Consider the following 19,683-nt stretch of genomic DNA (forward strand, 5'->3'; position numbering starts at 1 on the left):
CACAAAAAGTCGGATTAACCCCAAACATTGAAAAATAAGCTTAATTATCAAAAAAATAAAGATTTGTAGAAAATGGCTAGCTTCACGCAAGTTAATACACAAGAATAAAATCAGCTATATTAAATAACTTTTTAATATAGCACTTTGCCGTTAGACGCTATTTTAGGGCAGTGCTAGAATCGGCCGATTAAATTTACCTGCAAAGACTATTCTTCAGTCTCTTCATACCCGTTGCCGGTTCAGGAGTTATTCATGCCGTTGGCTATTATCGCGCTGACCATTGCTACCTTTGGCATTGGTACCAGCGAGTTTGTCATTATGGGGCTATTACCAGAAGTTGCCCATGATCTCGGGGTCAGTATCCCTAAAACCGGAATGTTGGTATCAGTCTATGCTATGGGCGTGGTCATTGGTGCTCCACTGTTGGCCATTGCAACAGCACGAGTGCCACGTAAATCCACCCTATTGGGTTTAATTGTTTTATTTATTATCGGCAATATTCTGTGTGCCTTGGCTGAAACTTATAACTTGCTGATGGCTGCTCGTATTATTGCGGCATTGTGTCATGGCACATTCTTTGGACTAGCTTCAGTGGTCGCTACCGATTTGGTTCAGCCCAATCGCCGTGCGCGGGCAATTGCATTAGTGTTTATGGGGGTCACGCTGGCAAATGTGCTCGGTGTGCCATTGGGCACGGCCATTGGACAAGCTTTCGGCTGGCGTGCCGCATTCTGGGGTGTTAGCGCCATCGGTGTTGTTGCCATCATCGCAGTGATTGCCTGGTTACCTAGCAATATTCCGATGAAGAAAATCAGCCCAAAATTAGAGTTTAAAACGCTGATGCAGAAAAAAGTGCAAACCGCTTTACTGCTTTCAGTATTAACCAATACCAGTCTATTCACCGTCTTCACCTATATTGCCCCCCTGCTGCGCGAGGTTACCCGTGTCTCTGAACATGGTGTCACGATTGTCTTGCTGATCCTCGGCGTTGGATTATCCATTGGCAGTGTGCTGGGCGGGCGGTTAGGTGATAAAAATCTGGTCGGATCAATGACACGCCTGATTGCCATTTTGATGGGTATTCTGCTGGCATTGCATTACACCATCGGTTTTTACTTACCGGCAGTTCTGACCTTGTTCATCTGGAGTATTGTGGCTTTTGCCCTTTGCCCAATGTTGCAACTACTGGTGGTGGATCAAGCCCGAGATGCTCCTAATCTGGCATCAACCTTTAATCAGAGTGCGTTCAATTTAGGCAATGCGTTGGGGGCCTGGCTCGGTGGTACCCTGCTGGCATTTGGCTTGCACTTACAACAACTCCCTCTGGCCGCTATGGCGGTGATGATTGTTGCCTTGGTGACCATGTTGCGGCTACGAATGCACTTCCGCCGTGTGGCTATCGTGCAACCTATCAGCTAATACTTCTCTTCGATAAATCATATCTTTGCCCCCACTCCGCCGGGGGCAACCCACTCTTGTCGTTTTTCTTACATTCCACTCATGCAAATAATTATCATTAACATTGGTTGATGATATAGTTTATGGCTTGATAAGCCGCATCCATGCTGCTAACGAACAAGAATAAAACGCCATAAGATAAGAAGGATAAACTGTGACCACAGAATCAACCGCAGCAAAACCCAAATACCGTCCAACCCCTCCGCGCCTGGTGCAGGTCAAAAAGGTGGTAGACACTTCCCCACACCTACGCCGAGTCACATTCTACAGCCCGACATTGCATAATTATCCGGCAGATTGTGCCGGGGCACATTTAAAAATCTTCCTGCCATTAGCACACCAAACGCAGCCGGAACTGCCGGTACTTGGTGAGAAAGGCCCGCAATGGCCAGCAGCAGAAGTGCGACCGATTGTTCGAACCTACTCTGTTCGGGCCGTCAGACCTGAGTTTTGTGAGATAGACATTGAATTTGCGCTTCATGACCACAGCGGCCCAGCGGTTAATTTTGCCCGCAATGCTAAATCAGGTGACTGGATAGGTATTACCAATCCTGGTGGCCCTGAAACCATGCTACCAGCAGCTGAATACAGCTATCTGGTTGGCGACCCCTCTTCATTACCTGCTATCGCGGCCCTATTAGAAACATTACCCGCCGATGCACAGGGCCATGCCATTATTCGTGTCGATACCCCACAGGATGTGCTTAATCTGGTGAAACCGGCAGGTATTGAACTGAGTTGGGTCATTGGTGGTACTGAAAAAACCGATGAAGTTATCACCCAGTTCTGCGCACTTGAGCTGCCGATGGAGGAAGCTACATTTTGGCTGGCAGGTGAAGATCGGATGGTGGTACAGTTACGCCGTTATCTCCGGCGTGAAAAAGGCTGCGAACGCCAGCAGCTCTATGCCGTTCCCTATTGGCGTGAAGGCCTCAATGAAGAGGACTATCATCACCAACGCCATGAAGTGATGGACAACATTGACGACTAGATCTCATTAATATCTGAAAAATCAATGGACATTATCCTCTGATGTCCATTTTGTTGACTCTTTTTTTACCTTTTCTCGTTAAAACCTTGTAAATTTTCTGCGACAATTCCCTGTTATTTGTTAGTCTTAAAGCTACTTAGCCTGCAATATGGCGCTTAATTATCGTTAAATGGCTCTAATGCCCGTTTAATGCAGTAAAGTTATTAGGAGCGTGCTCGAAATGAAGTCGCAAAATGATCCTGGCCGATCTAAATCTCGCCATCACGAATACTCCCTTATCCTGCCTATGATTGCGCTGGTTATTCTTAATATCTGGGGTAATACCAGCAATTTTGCTGCCGTAATCGTTATCAACATGATTGCACTGGTTGGTATCCTGAGCAGTGCTTTCAGTGTGGTACGCCATGCTGACGTTTTAGCACACCGTTTGGGTGAACCCTATGGATCATTGATTCTTAGTCTGTCGGTGGTGGTGCTGGAGGTCAGCTTGATCTCAGCGATGATGGCAACAGGTGATGCCGCCCCCGCCTTGATGCGCGATACACTCTATTCCATCATTATGATTGTTATCGGGGGATTGGTAGGTGTGTCTTTACTGCTCGGTGGGCGTAAATTTGCCACCCAACATGTCAATCTGGTCGGTATCAAACAGTATTTGATGGCTATATTCCCGCTGGCTATCATTGTACTGGTATTACCAAGCACCCTGCCCGGTGGCAATTTTAGTGTGACGCAATCACTGGTAGTCGCCGCGATTTCGGCGGCGATGTATGGGGTTTTCCTGCTGATCCAGACCAAAACTCACCAAAGCCTATTTGTCTACGAACATGAAGATGAAGGCGATGACCCAAGTGACCCGCATCACGGTAAACCATCATCTCATAGTAGCCTGTGGCATACATTCTGGCTGTTGATTCATTTGGTTGCGGTAATCGCAGTGACTAAATTTGATGCCAACCCACTGGAAGCGCTGCTGACTGAGTTAAATGCACCGGCTAAATTTACCGGCTTCCTGATTGCTTTGCTTATCTTGTCGCCGGAAGGGTTGGGCGCACTAAAAGCAGTATTAGCAAATCAGGTGCAGCGGGCGATGAATCTGTTCTTCGGTTCGGTACTGGCCACGATTTCCCTAACTGTCCCAGCGGTAACCTTAATTGCCGTACTGACTGGGCAGGAGTTGAATTTTGGCCTGGAAGCGCCGCATATCGTGGTCATGGTCAGTGTCCTGATTCTGTCGCAAATCTCATTCTCTACCGGCAGAACCAACGTGCTCAACGGCACCGCCCATCTGGCATTATTCGCCGCGTATATGATGACGATTATGTTGTAGCGATAATTCTTTGTCGATATCCCGTAAGGGGATAAGCAAAGGGCAAGCGCTATAAACGCTTGCCCTTTTTTATCAGGTCATCCATTCATAACCTGAGTTATGAATAGGCATTCAAGGTGTGTTGGCAGAGTGCAGAGCGGACACAGTCCTGTTTATCAAAGCGAATAATGCCAATCATTTCATCCTCAGCAAAGCGCTCCAGTGCGTCGCTGAGACCTGATTTCACCCCACGCGGCAGGTCGCACTGAGTGATATCACCATTCACAATAACAGTGACATTCTCACCGAGGCGGGTGAGGAACATTTTCATTTGGCTGGCGGTCACGTTTTGTGCCTCATCGAGGATCACCACCGCATTCTCAAAGGTACGCCCGCGCATATACGCAAAAGGCGCAATTTCGACTTTGCCGATTTCCGGCCGCAAACAATATTGCATGAAAGAAGATCCGAGTCGGCGCAGCAGAATGTCATACACCGGGCGGAAGTAAGGCGCGAATTTCTCAGAAATATCACCGGGCAAAAAGCCCAAGTCTTCATCTGCCTGTAGTACAGGTCGCGTCACAATTATCCTATCTACTTCTTTGTGAATTAATGCTTCAGCAGCCTTGGCCGCGCTAATAAAGGTTTTACCACACCCTGCTTCACCGGTGGCGAAGATGAGCAGCTTACTTTCTATGGCTGATAAGTAATGACCTTGAGCTTCGGTACGCGCCTGAATAACGGAGGTATCACGGCTATCCCGCGCCATACCTATTGATTCAACACCGCCCATTTGCACTAACGATGTCACGTTTTCTTCCTCACGCTGACGATGACTACGTGAATCACGTCTAATAACGCGTTTCGCTTCACGACGAGCTTTGATCACTGCTTTCTGTCTTCCCATAGTGGCACCTTTCAGTTTGATTCAACTACCGCAGCAGGAAAGCCTGCGCGATTATGTTTCACATACAGATGCGGTTTTGGCTTCCTTTGCAGCCAATAATAGCCAATGAAAATGCGAATAAAGTCGACACCCGGTTCAATAGCCGGAGGGAAACAATATCGCAAGGGGAGTTATTACATGATGTTGAAACTGGAGACGGGAATACGGGTGACGATAATATATTAACAGCACATGATGATGGTAATACTGGAATTTGAGAGTCGGAGTTTATGCCCTCGTAACAACGAGTCGCCTGGATAAAACTTTGGTTTTTTCTTAACAGCCCAATCATGGACTTTACCATTAGCGATCCCCGCAGTGATAGATAACAGCCTAAGCTGTGCACCGTGTGAAAAATACCGCCAGATGATTACAGTATAATGACACTCTTAAAATTCGCGATATCAAAATGTAAAAAAATATAACTTTTTAGTTTGCTCATTTTTTACTCTAATTATTTCTAATATCGCGTTATATCACTTTATCAGTATTAGCGACTGATTCTTAAATCCTGTAAACGTGTCTTTTGCTTACCTTGGCAATCAAAGTTGTCCATCGCTAACCAATCATGAAATGCCTGTTTAATTAATGGCCATTCCCTGTCAGTAATGGAATACCAATTGGTATCTCTGTTGCGCCCTTTAGTCACAATCGCCTGCCGAAATTGCCCTTCATACTGGAAACCAAATCGCATTGCTGCCGCATTTGAAGGCCCATTTAAGGAGTCACATTTCCACTCACAGCGGCGATAGCCTAATTTGTCGAATACATAATGTAATAGCAAATAGATGGCTTCAGTGCCCGCTGAATTGCGTTTTAAGCGCGGTGACCAATTAACTGAGCCAATCTCAATCACACCATTCGTTTCATCAATTCGCTGTAAGCCAACCGTTCCTAACGCCACACCTGTTTGCGCATCCACTACGGTGTAATGCAACGAATCTTTCGCATTAATTAATGTTTGCAGGTACTGCTGGAAATCATTTTCATTCTCTGGACGCTCACAATAAAAGTAGGTCCAGTCACTGGCATCAGGAATCAAGTGGTACGCCTGATACAAAGATGCTTCATGTTTATCTGAGTCAACGGGGGCCAAATAACAAAAGTGTCCGGGTAAAATTTCTCGTTGAGGCTGCTGTGCTGATTGCCACTGCGGTAATTCTGCACCAATAATTTGTCCGAAAGGGTTTTGATTCACTGTGTGCTCCCGTTGTCATGTCGCTTCCATAGGAATATTCATTATGACTGCCTGTAACAATACCGGCTAAATCATAGCAATATATAAAGAAAGGGGGGAATTAAAAGTGAAGTTTGGCACGATTAACTTAGGTGGAAATAACATACTGGTTGGTTCTGAATACCTGATATAAGCACAAGGTAGCCTGCTATCAGGTATTCAGCGGTGATTACTTATCACCCTCGCCGCAAATTAATGACCGGTGCGACTTCGGGAAGTTGTAACCCTTCTTTGACTTCCAACAGTTGCCCATGCTCATCGTTGTACAAGGTAAGGCACGAACTGGCTTTTAATTGGGCAATCATCTCCCCAGTCATTTCCATGCTATCGGCAAGTTCATCGTCACCCAAATGAGGACGGTGCCCACGGCGCTCAACCTGAAAACGTATCTGGTTATATTTGGCCCAAACAATAAGCACAATGGCATTAAATGCCGCAATGGCTGCATATAACACCAACGTCGTCAGACCAGCCAAAATATACATTCTGAACGGGATCGGCCCCATGTTTGGGGCGCGGTGGATTATATCCAAAAAGCCCTTCACAAGCAGGAAGATAAAACCGAACCAGGCCAAAGCGGTAATCATAATATCAATTAAGCGCGGTAGCAGCCGCTGCTCAGTATGAATTAGAGGCGCACTCATGGTTTAACCCTCCCGATCCCGCGATCTGGACTGACCCAGCGCGCACGTTTACGTTTGGTGTTCAGCATGACTTTTGGGAACGAAACAACGGTGGTAAACAAACTTAGCATCCAATAAACCATTGGGTACCAGATAATCCAAAATAGTGAACTACCCAGTTTAGGCTCATAGCGCCGTTCAATCACCAAACTGATAGCAAACTGCAACAGGCAAGTCAGTGCCAATACCATGCCGGTAAAGGCGGGCGGGAACACGGCCTGCACATGAATGCCTGGTGGTAAGGTAATAACCAGACCCAGCAGGAACAGGATGATACTGAACAGATAAGTAAAGGCCCAAGTGATAGACAGTGAGTATTCAAGGAACAATAGCCACATCCGACGATTACGCCAGCGCCATAGCTTGAACATATTCTTCAGGAAAACCTCTGCCCCACCCTGCGCCCAGCGTAGGCGCTGCTTCCACAGCCCCCCTAAGGTTTCTGGCATCAAAATCCAGCACAGGCCCCGTGGTTCAAAGAATACTGACCAATGTCTTATCTGGAGTTTCCAGCTGATATCAATATCTTCAGTTATCATATCCGGACTCCAGTAACCGACATCCGCCAATGCTCTACGGCGAAAAGCAGCCACTACGCCAGAAACGGTAAAGACTTGCCCGTAAACCCGTTGAGTTCGTTTAATCAGCCCAATGATAGAAGAGAACTCCCCTACCTGAACTCGGCCAATCAGAGTAGAACGGGTACGGATGCGCGGATTCCCTGTTACCGCACCGGTTCGAGGGTTAGCAACTAATGGCGCGACCAGATAAGGCACTGCCTTACTGTCCAATAAAGCATCACCATCAATACACACCAGATATTCACTGCGCGCCGCCGCTGCCCCCATCCGCAAGGCAATAGCTTTGCCCTGATTATGAGCCAGATGAATAACACGCAAACGCGGGTCTTCAGCCAATAAGGCATCCAGCACTTGCGCAGTATCATCACTGGAACCATCGTTGATAGCGATCACTTCGATATTGGTGTAAGTCTGTGCCAGCGCTGCGTGGATAGTTTCCCGCGCATTCAGCCCCTCATTAAAACAAGGGATTAAAATTGACACCAGCGGGTTACCTTTCAGCTCTGGGGGCGGCACATCATCGCCCCATGGCCAGTGTCTTTCTCGCGTTAGCCAGAAATAGACACCACCCGTTATCCAAATACCGGACATAAACAGCGGATAGAAGAAGACAAAATTCAGCAACACGTCGCCGGTAAAGAGCAAGATCATTCCCGCGGGAATACTCAGCACCAGGCATAGGATGAGTAATGCAATAATTCTATCGATCATATAAGGGATACCAGGCAGAAGATAGCACAGGGCGGACATCTTTTAGCGGTGGTTCGCCAGTGATAAAGTTATCCGGATAGTAACCAAAATTTTGCGCGCCATTTAACTGCAACTGGCGCATCCATCCTGCCAGTATTGGGCCACTGATGGCATTACTGCCTTCTGGTTTGGTCCAGTCTTTCGATTGCAGTTCAAAAACAGTTTTATTCAGTGCCCCTGGGCGCTGCGCAACTTTATTCACCAGTTGCGCTAGCCATTCGTTAGACTCTGATAACGGCACCTTCTCCATTAATGGCATTGCCATCGGGGCAACCCAATCATAGTTAGCCAGGAAGTCATCAAGATTTTGCGCAAACCATGCTTCGCTTTCCGGTTCTAAAATCGGCATAGCGAATATATTACGGGCTGATTTGACTTGCGGGCCACGAATATCACGGACCTGACGGGTCAATTCATTGGTGAAATCAACCAAATATTTACTCTTATAACGTGTCCAGCGGGCCATCGTTTCCGGGTCTTTGCGTATTTCTGCAATGGAACCTGGGAAACCGGCTTTTTCATATGCGCCAATAGCATCGGGTGAAGCATCTTCAAAGTCAGACATGACTGCGTCGTCGTGATAAAGAATGCCATCAATTGGTGCGCTATAGGCCATATCGCGATAGATATCGATGATGCGCTGCCGAACTTCAGGGTTAAACGGTGACAGGCGACGATACTGGTCCGGATCGATGCTGGTCTTACCGGTTTTCGGATCAATACGCTGAATACGGGGTAAAGAGGAGTCCATCTCAAATGCCAATACCGGCATCCAGGCATAAACGTTAACATCCGGACGAGAAGCTAATTGCCATGCAACTCGGTTAAATAAGTCCTGACGCATCGGGATCCAGCGGTTCGGGAAGTAAACCTGGCGAATATTACCATCCCCTTTCGGGTCAGAAAATGCTTGTAAAAATACGGTAGTGACACGTAAATCGGAAATCCGCTGGACTAATTTATCCAGATTTTCCTTTTCCTGTACCGGATCGGGATCGTAGAGATAATCCAAATCGACATGCGCCACCCGCATAATGTCTTTTTCCTGCACTAACGTGACAAGCTGGGCGAAATCTTTCAATGACGGATTATTACTGATCAGAATACGTGGAATATTCATCAGATCATTGACGTTGCCAATACCCGGCTCCAATGTCATCGCCATTTGGTAGCCATGTTGGCGCAAGATTTTAAGCACAGTGCCATTTGGCGCGCCGTATGGCCACACCCAAACCCGCGGCTGCTTACCGGTCGCTTTAGTAATGCGTTCAGTTATTAAGGAAATGTCTTTTTCCATCCGCTGCTTAAATGCAGCTTCAGTCTCATACTTTTTGGTCTTGGGATCATAAATCAGGTTGGCTGCTGCCGGTTCAGTGTTTCCTTGTGGGTTGGCAATCACCCCATAGTGTGAAGCATAAGTATGCGCGCCGATCTCAATCAGCTTTGACTTAGACATTTCAGTTATCTGTTTCCACGTGAGGAAACGATCCCTGTCAGTGCTTAAACCACCAAAATCCACTTTTTTATTGGGTGGTGTATCGATCCACGTCCCAACGGGAGCCAATACTGCGCTCAAATTATTGGCTTCTAATAATGGATAAACGCGGTTATAGAAACTGCTATAGCCATCATCGAATGTCAGTAAAACAGCCTTATTAGGTAAGGGAGTGCCACCATTGCGTGCTGCCAGAATTTGATCGACGGAAACGACGTTGTAGCGGTTGTCCTTTAACCAGGCCAGTTGTTCACTTAATGCGCTACTTCTTACCGACAAATAGCGCTGGTCTGCTGACTCATCTTCAACATCATGATAAGCAATGACCACAAACGTATTCTTCTGCCACGGCCTTTCACTGAGCGGCAATGCGCGTTCGGCAGGTGGAACAAATACCGGTTTCTCTGCATAACAAACGGAAGCCAGCAACGTTATCATTCCAACTACAAGTATCCGGATAAAAAATAGTATCTTCGCCATAGCGACTTCCCTTAGAAACGGTAATTCAAATCGAAAGCAAGTGAGAGGTCATGTTCACGGACACCATCATAGGGGCGCTTATCGTAGGTAATTGCTAACCCTGTATCGACGACATCATTCCACTGAACTCGCTGCCCGTAACTTGCCGTAGTGACCAGGCCATTACCGTAGTTTTTCTCCCAGTAGCCGCCCACACCAAGTTGCACTTGCTGGCTCCAGATAGTTTTATAATGGCGATACATAATATGATTCAGGGTTACCGCAGGAAGATAAGTGAAATCCCTTTTCGGGTTGTAATAAATCACGTCTTCTTTGGTGTTAGTGCTGGCTGCTAAGCCCAAATTGAAATCAGCTGTCAGATAAGGCCCAGTCCAGATACGCTGACGCCCGTTAAGCTCGTATTCCCAACGTTTGTTACCGTCAGAGTAATCTGATGGCGTCACGTGGAATTCTAAATCACGCCGATCATCACCTTTCCACAACACAAAGGCAGAGGCACTGTTAGCCGTAATATTATTTTTCATGGCGCGCAGCGGAGTATCTTTCGCCAGTCGCTCCACCTGCCCACCCACACGCCAGTGGTCGTTAAAATCGTACCAGCTTGCTAAACGGAAACCGGTCTTATTACCAAAACCGTAATTCTGGTTATTCACTTCAGCCTCAGCCCAGACATCACGTGAAGTCCACTCTCCGCCAAGGCGCATAATACGGTTGATGCCCTTACCTTCTTCAAATTGCGCATTGTTATAGTCGCCGCCACCAAAAATACGCCAGTTGTCAGCTATAGGTGGGCTATATAATAGAGTCTCGACACCATAGTCCTTATTGCCACTCACTGGGCTATTGGACGAGAGCGTGCGGTTACTTGAAATACGCAATTCATACATATTATGAACTTTGCGTTGCCGGTCTAACTCTTGCGAAGGGACATCTTCCGGGGATCGTGCAATAACATCATCAGTTAGCAATTCCATCTGACGCCATTCCTGCAAATCCATCGCTGTTTCGGCTTGCGCACGTTCCAGAATAAGGCTACGTGGTGCTAATGACTCCACTGCTTTCAGCTCTTGCTCAGCCTTGCGCGGTAAATCTCTGGCCAGATAAACACCCGCCAAGGCAATACGTAAGTTCTGGTTAGCAGGTGCGGTGCTGGATAGCGTCTCCAGTTTTTTCTGGGCGGCGGGCAAATCATTCAGTGCGACCAAAGATTGAACTAGCAAGGTCTGGCCTTCCATCCAATCGTCATTTGGCTCTTTACCTGGCAGGCCATAAACCCCCAGCTGATAAGGTGTTTGCTCGCTGTAGTTCTTGGCGAATTGATGAGCCTTATCCAATTGCTCACTTTCATTCAATGCGTAATAGAGATCATCAGCATCAAGCAAATCATCACTATTGCGGAATGTTTTTCCGTCGGCGTAATAGAGACTGGTGAGGATTGGCGCGGCTTTTTCTGGCATTCGGCGATCAATATAAGCAGAAGCGGCCCAACGGCGGGCATAGTCAGGCATTTTATAGCCCTCAGCTTCCATACTTTCATACTCTTTAATCAACTCTGCGGTGTTACGACGCACCAATAATGCGCCGAGTCTGTCAATACGCGCCCGTTGATAATCTGACTGTGCATCAGGGTCTTTACTCCAGCGCGCTAACAAATCCTGATAGTCCGCTAAGGCTTGATCAGCAATATAAAAACGCTCAGTTTCACTGCGTGTTGGCAATACAGCCATACGAACTTGCTCAGCCGCCGCATCTCTTTCAAGTTGTCGATACTGCTCAGCCGTCACTAATTTCGGGTTTTCTCTGGCCAACTGCAATGCCGGGTCAGCAATACGATTTCGCTGTAAAATCTCGAGGTGATTTTTTAATATCTCCTCAGATTCAGGTGCCAACCGTACCGCCTCACTGGAGGCCTGCAACGCATCATAATTACGATTAGTGGCTCGATTGAGATATGACAGGGTCATATAATTTTGTGCGGAAGGGTTACGCTCAGCCAACTCTTTTGCCTGTTGTAACGCCACACCACCACGGCCGGAATCAGCCTGCGTCATGATCATACCGGTAATGAGATCAGGGTTGGTGGGGTCTTTCTTCAAACTGCTTTGCCACAGCGCCAGAGCTTGATCCCAACGTTTTTCATTGCGATATGCTCGCGCGGCAGAGGCCAGTCCACGCGAGGAGAGATTCACCGAGGAGTGATATCTTTCGTAAACATCGATGACCTCCTGATCACGCCCAGCCCAACCTGCGATTTGTAGCCAGTCATCAACCTGACCACTATTAAGCGGCCCGGCTTTAGATTCTTTTTGTAAATAATCAAGTACCGGCGCGGTATCCCCTGCTCTGGCTTTGATGATCAATGAATCATACTGTGTTTCTGCCAAAGCTGGATTAACGGAAAGACCGGAAATTAATAGCGCTAATAAAGTAATTCTGTGCCGGTGCAGCGGGCGCAGAAGTGTCGTGAATGCGTTATACATTATATAACCCTTAAGCCAGCAACTTGTTTGATTTTCAAGAAAAGCTACTTCACGAACATCCATTTTTCATTATGGAATTATGATGAAATGAAGTCCTTGGAATGTATTACAGCATGTTACATAGGATAGTTGAAAGAAAATACTATTGCGTAATTATTATAGAATATTGTTATTCCAGCGATTAATAGAGGCAGAAAAGTAGAATGGACGTTAATTTAGATTGCATTAGGATTATTCTTAGTGAAAAATGCTAATAGTAAGTGAAATTTAAAGACTAAATATTTTTACTAAGCAAATGCGACGATACAGTATTCTGAAGAAAAGTGCGTGTGGCGCGGTTTCAGGCGTGTTATGGAGAAATTTGCTACTTAAAATTTTGACTCTCTAAAGGATTTCCTAAACTGACACCTAGCGAACTTCTGTAATAAAGATATAGCGAAAATGTCATAATCATTATAATAGAAAATAGAGTGATTTAAATTGCCTGTTGAGTTAACGCAATAGCATTGCCAAAAAATCAAATCACAATCATACTTCAACCCCATATTTTATATGGATATTTTATTATATTCATCTCATTAAATATATCATTCTTAAAATTAAAAATAGACTCTATTAAAAATACGAGAGTCTATTTAGGAATGAATTTAATTCATAAAAATGAGAAGTTACGCACAATTTAATTATAGCGGCGTAAATCGCGATCCAATTTGCTTAAAAACTCGTAACCGTCATTGGTAATGAGAATCATGTCTTCCAGCATAATCGAGCCAATTCCGATACCGTAATAAGGTGTTTCCAGACTTAGCACCATGCCTGGCCGAAATGTTTCCGTTGCCAATGTACTAACAAAGGGCGCTTCTTCAAGCCCCAAAAATACACCATCACCGTGGCCAAGATGACCACGATTATAATGCGGTAAACCGGAATTTTTGATCACATCCATGGTGCTATCAAACACGTCTTTTAACTTAACCCCCGGAGCTACCATTGAGAGCATATGTTCATGGCCAATTCGGATAGTGTTATATATACGTTGTGTGAGTTCATCTGGCTCACCCAAGACAAATGTTCTGGCAAGATCGGCACCATAACCCGCCACATCGACTCCACAGTCGAACTTAATTAAGTCACCGAGCTTTGCCGGGATCCCATCAGGGAACATCTTAGGTGAGAAATTATCACCAACTGAAATAAGATTAAAGCGAGAGACATTAGTCTCAGGGAAAGTCATGACGGCAGCTTTAAATGCAGCGGTCAATTCAGCAGCAGTGCACCCCACACGGATATGCTTAGCCGCGCTGGCAATACCAAACTCGGTGATTTCAGCACTTTTCCGTAGATGCTGAATCTCCCACGAGTTTTTAATCATTCGTATTTCATTGAATAGCGCGGTCGAATCAACCAACTTCAGCCCAGGAGCAACTTTATCTAACACACGTTTACCGCCGTTAGACATAGCCTGTAATTCAATAGCAATGGTCTTATCCAATACTCCTGCGCTCTCAAGGGCATCTTTCACCAGACCAAAAACAGCCTCGATAGGTGGGCCAATAGGACGTTCGAGTTTTTTCTGATGATTCAGTGGGTTGCGCGGGTCATCAACATCCACCCACACTGGGAAGGTTTTCAGCGCCATATTGGGCATATCAAAATGCGTACTGGCAGCTTCAAACTCATTCATGATGATTTGAGATGGAATGCTTTCATCACGAAACATAATCGCGACAGCGGCACCGGTATGCCGAAAGGTATACATAAAGAAACTGGCAAAACCAGTCAAGTAATAGAAATTATCGCAAACGGTGACAACCAAAGCATCAAGCCCTTCTCGCTCCATGACCATACGAGCTTTGCGACTGACCATATTTAAATGAGCAATTTTTTCTTTATTCACCGAAATATCCTTGAGGGCTTACTTTAATCTGTAAGCTCAATGATATACCGGTTATGGGCGAGATTCTAACGGGCAATCAAGGCAACTGCCAACACCAGGAAGTTTATTACGTTGGCAGCAAGTACGGCGTTCCATCTCCCCATTACGTATAATAACAGTACGATAGAGCGGATTATCTCGCCCATCAGGCAAGTTTGAGGTGAGAAAAAGGTTGTCAATAATGGCGTCATAGCCTTCAATTGGGCCTAACTTATTTGCGAATTCGCGCAAATACCAAAACATCAGATACCCTATGTTATTCCATATCAGACGGATATTGGCTTTTGGCTGACGTTCTATCCTCTTCATAACAGGAATAATATGATGATCGAGTAATAAATAGAGCCGTTGTAGTAAAGATGACGGTGATTTATCTAACCAGTCGTGTTGGTAGTAGATAGCTTCAGGCCGCCCTGTTGCGTGAAATTTAATGTGTACTCTCTCCGGGCGGGTATCAATCGCTGCAGGTAATGCCAGTAACATCAAGATCATTGGGGGGATAACCAACCCGAAATACCATTGTCCCCATAATGAATACAGAGCTTTGTGATTTGGATTAAGTCCAATATCGCTGTAATAGTGACTCTCATAGTTTTGCATCAATACTGGCAGACTATTTTCAGCCGACCACTGCTCAAGCAATACACTATCTTGGGGTATATCTACCGCATCAACATAAAACGATTCTGAGAAGTGCACGAATGTGCGGGCGAACAAACTGACGATTTCATCAGAAATCGCAGTTGTTGAAGGGTAAATCACTTCAGCTGCATTCGCCACAATCCATACTCCACGGAACTCATATGGATGATATTATTACACTCAGTGATAATGATTATCAATGAAGTTAATTAATAATTATCAACAGCATTAAATGCTAAATAATCATCCGTCCAAGTCATCTCAGAAATTACTTATGCCTTTTATCTTCGCAGGTTAATCAACCCGATAATTGACTGACATAACGCCTTTCTTCTCCGAAATCGACTGTACAGTCACCTTACCCAGTTCACGTAATGAACCAACATGGGTACCACCACAAGCATAGGCTGATAAATCACCAAAACCAACTTCGCGGAAATTGCCTTGTACTGAAATTTTTCGTGGTAAATCTTGCCGGATAAATTGCGCCAACGCTGCCTGAATAATATCAATATCAAGTACCTGTGGGTTCTGTGTCCGTTTAAATGACACTCGCCCTTCTCCCGGCCAGTGATGTGCTTTTACTGGCTTCCAACCATAACCTTCACCAATATTCCCGATAAGATGCCCTGCTGAATGCATACGCGTATTTAACAGGCGGCGCTCATTATCCACATGAGCATAATGAGTCCCCGGTACGATGGGCTTCGCCAGATAATGAATTAATTGATCCTGCTGCTGAACAACCCGCAACACCTCATTATCGCCTATATAACCGGTATCAGAAGGTTGCCCCCCACCTTGTGGATGGAAAATAGTCTCCAGCAATGTCACGGCAAACGCCTCGCCATCCGGCGTACAGCTCAGTACATCAACATCCATTGTCAGCGTATCATTCTCAAAAAATAGACGCGTCGTCATAAACATTATCCTTTTATCATTTCCATTATGATTATATTGATGTCAGTCTGATGTGATAATCCGTTACATACTCAAAGGACTATTGCGCTGTGAGCACAAATCTGCCGCTAGCTTTACTGAGTGAAATGGCTATTTTTGTTAAGGTCGTCGAAACTGGCAGTTTTTCAACTGTCGCCCGCCAATTAGGGGTTTCACCTTCAGCGATTAGCCGCAGCGTCAGTCGGCTTGAAAAAGCACTGGCAACCCGTTTATTGCAGCGCACGACGCGTAAATTGCGTTTAAGCGAAAGCGGTGAAGAAGTTTTTATACGCTGTAATACCATGCTCAATGCCGCTAACTCGGTGATGGAGATCAGCGGCCAATATAGTCAGGAACGGGAAGGGCTTATCCGCGTCAGTGTGCCAAAAGCGGTGGGTCGATTTGTGGTCCATCCTCATATGTCTGAATTTTTACAGCGCTATAGTAAAATAGATGTGCAGCTGATATTGGATGATCGCTATGTCGATTTGATTGATGAAAATGTGGATTTGGCCATTCGGATTACTGATCAACCCCCACCGGGGATGGTCGGGCGGCAACTGATGAATATCGAACACCTACTGTGCGCAACCCCTGAATATCTTGCTACCCACGGTATGCCGCTGCACCCCCATGATTTAGCTCAACACAGTTGCATTTATCTCGGAGAAACACCGGGGGACGCGCGTTGGAAGTTTCGTCAAGGAACTAAGGCTATCACGGTCGCAGTAAAGGGCCGCTACGCCGCGAACCACACCGGTGTCAGACTAGATGCAGTATTGCAACATATCGGTATTGGCAGTTTGCCCTATTTTACCGCCAGAACTGCCTTGCAGAACCGACAGCTAGTACAGGTATTACCCGAATGGCGCTTTATCAGCTCATACAGCGGCGGTTTATGGTTACTCTATCCTCCAACACGCTATTTGCCCGCCAAACTTCGTGTCTTTATTGATTATATTGTCGGTCGATTACGTGATGAACCCGATTTACCGCCCCGCTAAATAAGACATTACCCAGCGGAGCGTTGAATCTTACTAAGCAGTCAGTGTCATTATGGTTTTTTTGCAAGCAGAGTCGCAAAACGCAGTTTTATCCGGTTACCATGTGCATCGGTTTTATGCAATTGCCCAACATCTTCGTTGTATTTCATGATGTCCCAATCTTTATAGTAATGGCGCAATTCACCCGCTTTTAATGTGAAGGAAAAAGGTACTGTACAAGGGAAGTCATCAGTCGACATCGCGGAGATAATCAGGTTATAGCCACCAGGTAAGGTGCAGTTTTGCATGTTATTGATAATATATGGGATTCTTTCTGGCTGTAGAAACATTAATACGACGGTTGAAAGAATAAAATCGTAGCGATTATCCAGGCTGGCTTCATTGATATTATAAGTATTAGCGGTAATGTTCAGCCGTTTTTCCTGTTCAATGATCTGTTGCAGATGACTAATACTGTCGCCATTTTTATCTACGGCAGTCACATCAAAACCCAATAAATTCAGGTACAACGAATTACGTCCAGAACCACAGCCTAAGTCCAGCGCTTTTCCGGGTTTCACCGTTTTCACGGCCTCAATCACTTCAGAATGAGTCGGTGTTAAATTGTATTTCTTATGGTAAAAGTCTTCTGGCGTGCAATAAAAACTGAGTTGGCATTTTAAATCATCTGAACACGCGGCAATACGGTGCCAAACTTGTGGTTCAATAAAGGGGGGCTGATTCTCACAAGAGAAGGAGTGCCTTTCCAGCGTATTACCCGACTCATCAAGGATCAAAAAATCCATTTCCCCACTCAGAATCGTCAATTTGGCCCATGTTCCAGCTTTGGTATTGTGCTTTTCACGAAACATCGCGGGTACGCCAGCGCTTTCCCAGACAGGTAACTGTTTATAGCAAAGCAAGGCTGATGTATTTTCCATGCTAATATTCCTCAGATAAATTAAAGTTGCATTTAATATGCAACATATAGTACAGCATAAATACCATTAAATGAAGCTGCCCTGCCAGGCGAGCTCGCAGCAAAACTTGAGGTTAATGACAAAGTGCTCGTATCGGTGAAAACAGGCAGAACGTAAAGACGCCGTAACCCCTTCCCTGGGGTCTCGATCCTCGCCATCCTTGGTGCAGAGACTTTACTCTTCTACCTATCCTCACCTTACAAGATCGAGTCATTGGAGTTTATCAGTAGCAAGGCTTCAACTTATCTAACTCATAAAATCAGTAGAATATCGGGCAAAATAACTCTATGGGATTTTGGACTTAGCCGCTTTTAGGCTCTCAATATGGTCTGCCAATTTTTGAATATCATCATCAGTCAAATGTGCTTTTGCCTTATTACCTCTGCCGACAATCTTGCCATCACGCCGCGCGGTTAGACTCTCAACAATTTCATTGTGAGATAACGATATCAGCGGAGGTGCTTTATCCAGCCCTTTTCGATCGGCTAAACGCCCATGACAACTTGAACAAGTTTGTTTATAGATATGTTCACCGTCAGTGGCAGCCTGAGCAGCAGCACTAAACACGATTATGCACGCAGCCAGCAGCGAGACTTTCATTATGCCCCCGCAGCCCATTGTTGGAACAATGTGGCCAGCGCTTTCTCATCCCGCGCCCCTTGATGCAACTCCGTTACCTTACCGTTACGGTCAATCATAAAAGAGGTTGGTGTGCCAATGACTTGATAGCGCTCCTGCGTAATGCCCAGTTGATCGCGAATGACGGGATAACTGATGTTACGCTGGGCCAGCACTGGGGCAATATCCACCTGTTCCGGATCAGTATTAATCGCCACTACCACAATATCCTGCTGATATTGTTGACTTAGTTTATCCAATGCCGCCATCTCAGCCAGGCAGCCACCACAGCTTGCTGACCAGAAATTGAGGTAAACCTGCTTGCCTTTCCACTGTTCAAGTGCAACAGGTTTGCCTTGCAGGTCGTAGGCCGCCAATTGGGGTGCAACTTCTCCCAAGGCAACTTCTTCTTGCTTACAAGCACTCAGCAATAACAGTAAAGCGCATAAACCGACCGTTTTACGCCACATGATGATTACTCTCTTCATTAAGATATTTACCGTGCTGGAGGCGGATAATCCGGTCAGCAACACAGCCTAAATCAGGGTTATGGGTCACCATCACAATGGTTCTACCTTGGCGATGGATATGGTTTAACAAATCCAATACCCGCTGCTCATTCTCTTCGTCAAGGTTTCCCGTAGGCTCATCAGCAAAAATAATGGGTGGCTGATTGACCAGCGCCCGCGCAATACATACCCGCTGCTGCTCACCCCCCGAAAGTTGACTAGGTAAGTGACTCATACGTGGCGTCATCCCGACTTGTTCCAAGACTTGGCGAGCCGCGTCTTCATCCACCACACTGTGATAATGCTGCGCCAACATAATGTTCTCCAGCGCAGTCAAATAAGGAATAAGGTGGAATTGCTGGAACACCAACCCGATCTTGTCTGCTCGAAATTTCCTGCGCCCTTCTTCATCCAAGCCGGCAGCATCAACCCCATCGAGCAATACCTGTCCTTCAGTTACGGTATCCAGGCAGGTCAGGATATTCATCAATGTAGTTTTACCTGAACCTGATGCCCCCATAATCGCCACAAACTCGCCACGATTAATGCGGATATTAATATCGTCCAGTGCGGTCACTTGCCCAAAGCGTTTGTATAAATGCCGAGTTTCAATAACCGCATCGGTGTCGTGTTCAGGTTGCACCCGTAATAGTGATGAGGTCATTT

17 protein-coding genes are annotated in these 19,683 nt (G+C 45.9%); 4 read left to right on the forward strand and 13 right to left on the reverse strand.

The features are described 5' to 3' along the window. Nucleotides 1-252 precede the first annotated feature (252 nt). The 3 genes from ACF3VQ_RS11935 to chaA all read left to right on the forward strand — a co-directional run bounded on the left by ACF3VQ_RS11935 (nucleotide 253) and on the right by chaA (nucleotide 3,779). Nucleotides 253-1,419, forward strand: a complete 1,167-nt coding sequence (locus ACF3VQ_RS11935) for an MFS transporter (RefSeq protein WP_392431072.1) — start codon at nucleotides 253-255, stop codon at nucleotides 1,417-1,419. A gap of 193 nt (nucleotides 1,420-1,612) precedes the next feature. After that, nucleotides 1,613-2,449, forward strand: coding sequence for a siderophore-interacting protein (locus ACF3VQ_RS11940; RefSeq protein ID WP_392431073.1), 837 nt, complete (start codon nucleotides 1,613-1,615; stop codon nucleotides 2,447-2,449). Between the two features lie 220 nt (nucleotides 2,450-2,669). Beyond that, nucleotides 2,670-3,779 (forward strand): sodium-potassium/proton antiporter ChaA, encoded by a 1,110-nt coding sequence (chaA, locus tag ACF3VQ_RS11945; protein WP_392431075.1) that lies wholly within the window; start codon nucleotides 2,670-2,672, stop codon nucleotides 3,777-3,779. Nucleotides 3,780-3,876: 97 nt separating this feature from the next. Here the strand turns inward: chaA and phoH are convergent, their stop codons facing one another. The 9 genes from phoH to ACF3VQ_RS11990 all read right to left on the reverse strand — a co-directional run bounded on the left by phoH (nucleotide 3,877) and on the right by ACF3VQ_RS11990 (nucleotide 15,909). Beyond that, entirely contained in the window at nucleotides 3,877-4,665 is a 789-nt protein-coding gene (gene phoH, locus ACF3VQ_RS11950) for a phosphate starvation-inducible protein PhoH (RefSeq protein WP_005169005.1), read from the reverse strand. A gap of 529 nt (nucleotides 4,666-5,194) precedes the next feature. Further along, nucleotides 5,195-5,902 carry a GNAT family N-acetyltransferase gene (locus tag ACF3VQ_RS11955; protein ID WP_392431077.1) on the reverse strand — a complete coding sequence of 236 codons (708 nt, stop codon included), beginning with the start codon at nucleotides 5,900-5,902 and terminating at the stop codon, nucleotides 5,195-5,197. 215 nt (nucleotides 5,903-6,117) lie between these two features. Next, the gene (gene pgaD / locus ACF3VQ_RS11960) at nucleotides 6,118-6,585 is read right to left on the reverse strand and encodes a poly-beta-1,6-N-acetyl-D-glucosamine biosynthesis protein PgaD (RefSeq protein WP_392431079.1); all 468 of its coding nucleotides are present in this window, start codon (nucleotides 6,583-6,585) and stop codon (nucleotides 6,118-6,120) included. Then, on the reverse strand, nucleotides 6,582-7,916 hold the full coding sequence (pgaC, locus tag ACF3VQ_RS11965) for a poly-beta-1,6-N-acetyl-D-glucosamine synthase (RefSeq protein WP_392431081.1): 1,335 nt from the start codon (nucleotides 7,914-7,916) through the stop codon (nucleotides 6,582-6,584). Before pgaC ends, pgaD begins: the two co-directional genes overlap by 4 nt. Continuing rightward, nucleotides 7,906-9,930, reverse strand: a complete 2,025-nt coding sequence (gene pgaB / locus ACF3VQ_RS11970) for a poly-beta-1,6-N-acetyl-D-glucosamine N-deacetylase PgaB (protein WP_392431083.1) — start codon at nucleotides 9,928-9,930, stop codon at nucleotides 7,906-7,908. The genes pgaC and pgaB overlap by 11 nt, the downstream gene beginning before the upstream one ends. A gap of 11 nt (nucleotides 9,931-9,941) precedes the next feature. Continuing rightward, nucleotides 9,942-12,410 (reverse strand): poly-beta-1,6 N-acetyl-D-glucosamine export porin PgaA, encoded by a 2,469-nt coding sequence (gene pgaA / locus ACF3VQ_RS11975; protein WP_392431085.1) that lies wholly within the window; start codon nucleotides 12,408-12,410, stop codon nucleotides 9,942-9,944. Nucleotides 12,411-13,089: 679 nt separating this feature from the next. After that, nucleotides 13,090-14,307 carry a M24 family metallopeptidase gene (locus ACF3VQ_RS11980; RefSeq protein WP_392431087.1) on the reverse strand — a complete coding sequence of 406 codons (1,218 nt, stop codon included), beginning with the start codon at nucleotides 14,305-14,307 and terminating at the stop codon, nucleotides 13,090-13,092. Between the two features lie 51 nt (nucleotides 14,308-14,358). Then, nucleotides 14,359-15,126, reverse strand: a complete 768-nt coding sequence (fhuF, locus tag ACF3VQ_RS11985; RefSeq protein ID WP_392431089.1) for a siderophore-iron reductase FhuF — start codon at nucleotides 15,124-15,126, stop codon at nucleotides 14,359-14,361. Nucleotides 15,127-15,282: 156 nt separating this feature from the next. Continuing rightward, nucleotides 15,283-15,909, reverse strand: coding sequence for an alanyl-tRNA editing protein (locus tag ACF3VQ_RS11990; protein WP_392431091.1), 627 nt, complete (start codon nucleotides 15,907-15,909; stop codon nucleotides 15,283-15,285). Between the two features lie 89 nt (nucleotides 15,910-15,998). Between ACF3VQ_RS11990 and ACF3VQ_RS11995 the strand changes: the two genes are divergently transcribed. Beyond that, nucleotides 15,999-16,931 (forward strand): LysR substrate-binding domain-containing protein, encoded by a 933-nt coding sequence (locus ACF3VQ_RS11995; RefSeq protein ID WP_392431093.1) that lies wholly within the window; start codon nucleotides 15,999-16,001, stop codon nucleotides 16,929-16,931. Nucleotides 16,932-16,981: 50 nt separating this feature from the next. Here the strand turns inward: ACF3VQ_RS11995 and tehB are convergent, their stop codons facing one another. The 4 genes from tehB to ACF3VQ_RS12015 all read right to left on the reverse strand — a co-directional run bounded on the left by tehB (nucleotide 16,982) and on the right by ACF3VQ_RS12015 (nucleotide 19,681). Beyond that, the gene (gene tehB / locus ACF3VQ_RS12000) at nucleotides 16,982-17,851 is read right to left on the reverse strand and encodes an SAM-dependent methyltransferase TehB (protein ID WP_392431095.1); all 870 of its coding nucleotides are present in this window, start codon (nucleotides 17,849-17,851) and stop codon (nucleotides 16,982-16,984) included. Between the two features lie 324 nt (nucleotides 17,852-18,175). After that, complete coding sequence (locus tag ACF3VQ_RS12005) at nucleotides 18,176-18,490, reverse strand: c-type cytochrome (protein WP_392431097.1); 315 nt, start codon at nucleotides 18,488-18,490, stop codon at nucleotides 18,176-18,178. After that, nucleotides 18,490-18,978 carry a TlpA family protein disulfide reductase gene (locus tag ACF3VQ_RS12010; RefSeq protein WP_392431099.1) on the reverse strand — a complete coding sequence of 163 codons (489 nt, stop codon included), beginning with the start codon at nucleotides 18,976-18,978 and terminating at the stop codon, nucleotides 18,490-18,492. Before ACF3VQ_RS12010 ends, ACF3VQ_RS12005 begins: the two co-directional genes overlap by 1 nt. Then, complete coding sequence (locus tag ACF3VQ_RS12015; protein ID WP_392431100.1) at nucleotides 18,968-19,681, reverse strand: ABC transporter ATP-binding protein; 714 nt, start codon at nucleotides 19,679-19,681, stop codon at nucleotides 18,968-18,970. Before ACF3VQ_RS12015 ends, ACF3VQ_RS12010 begins: the two co-directional genes overlap by 11 nt. Nucleotides 19,682-19,683: the final 2 nt, after the last annotated feature.

It is taken from the genome of Yersinia fenwicki (genome assembly GCF_043099325.1).
GTDB lineage: Bacteria > Pseudomonadota > Gammaproteobacteria > Enterobacterales > Enterobacteriaceae > Yersinia.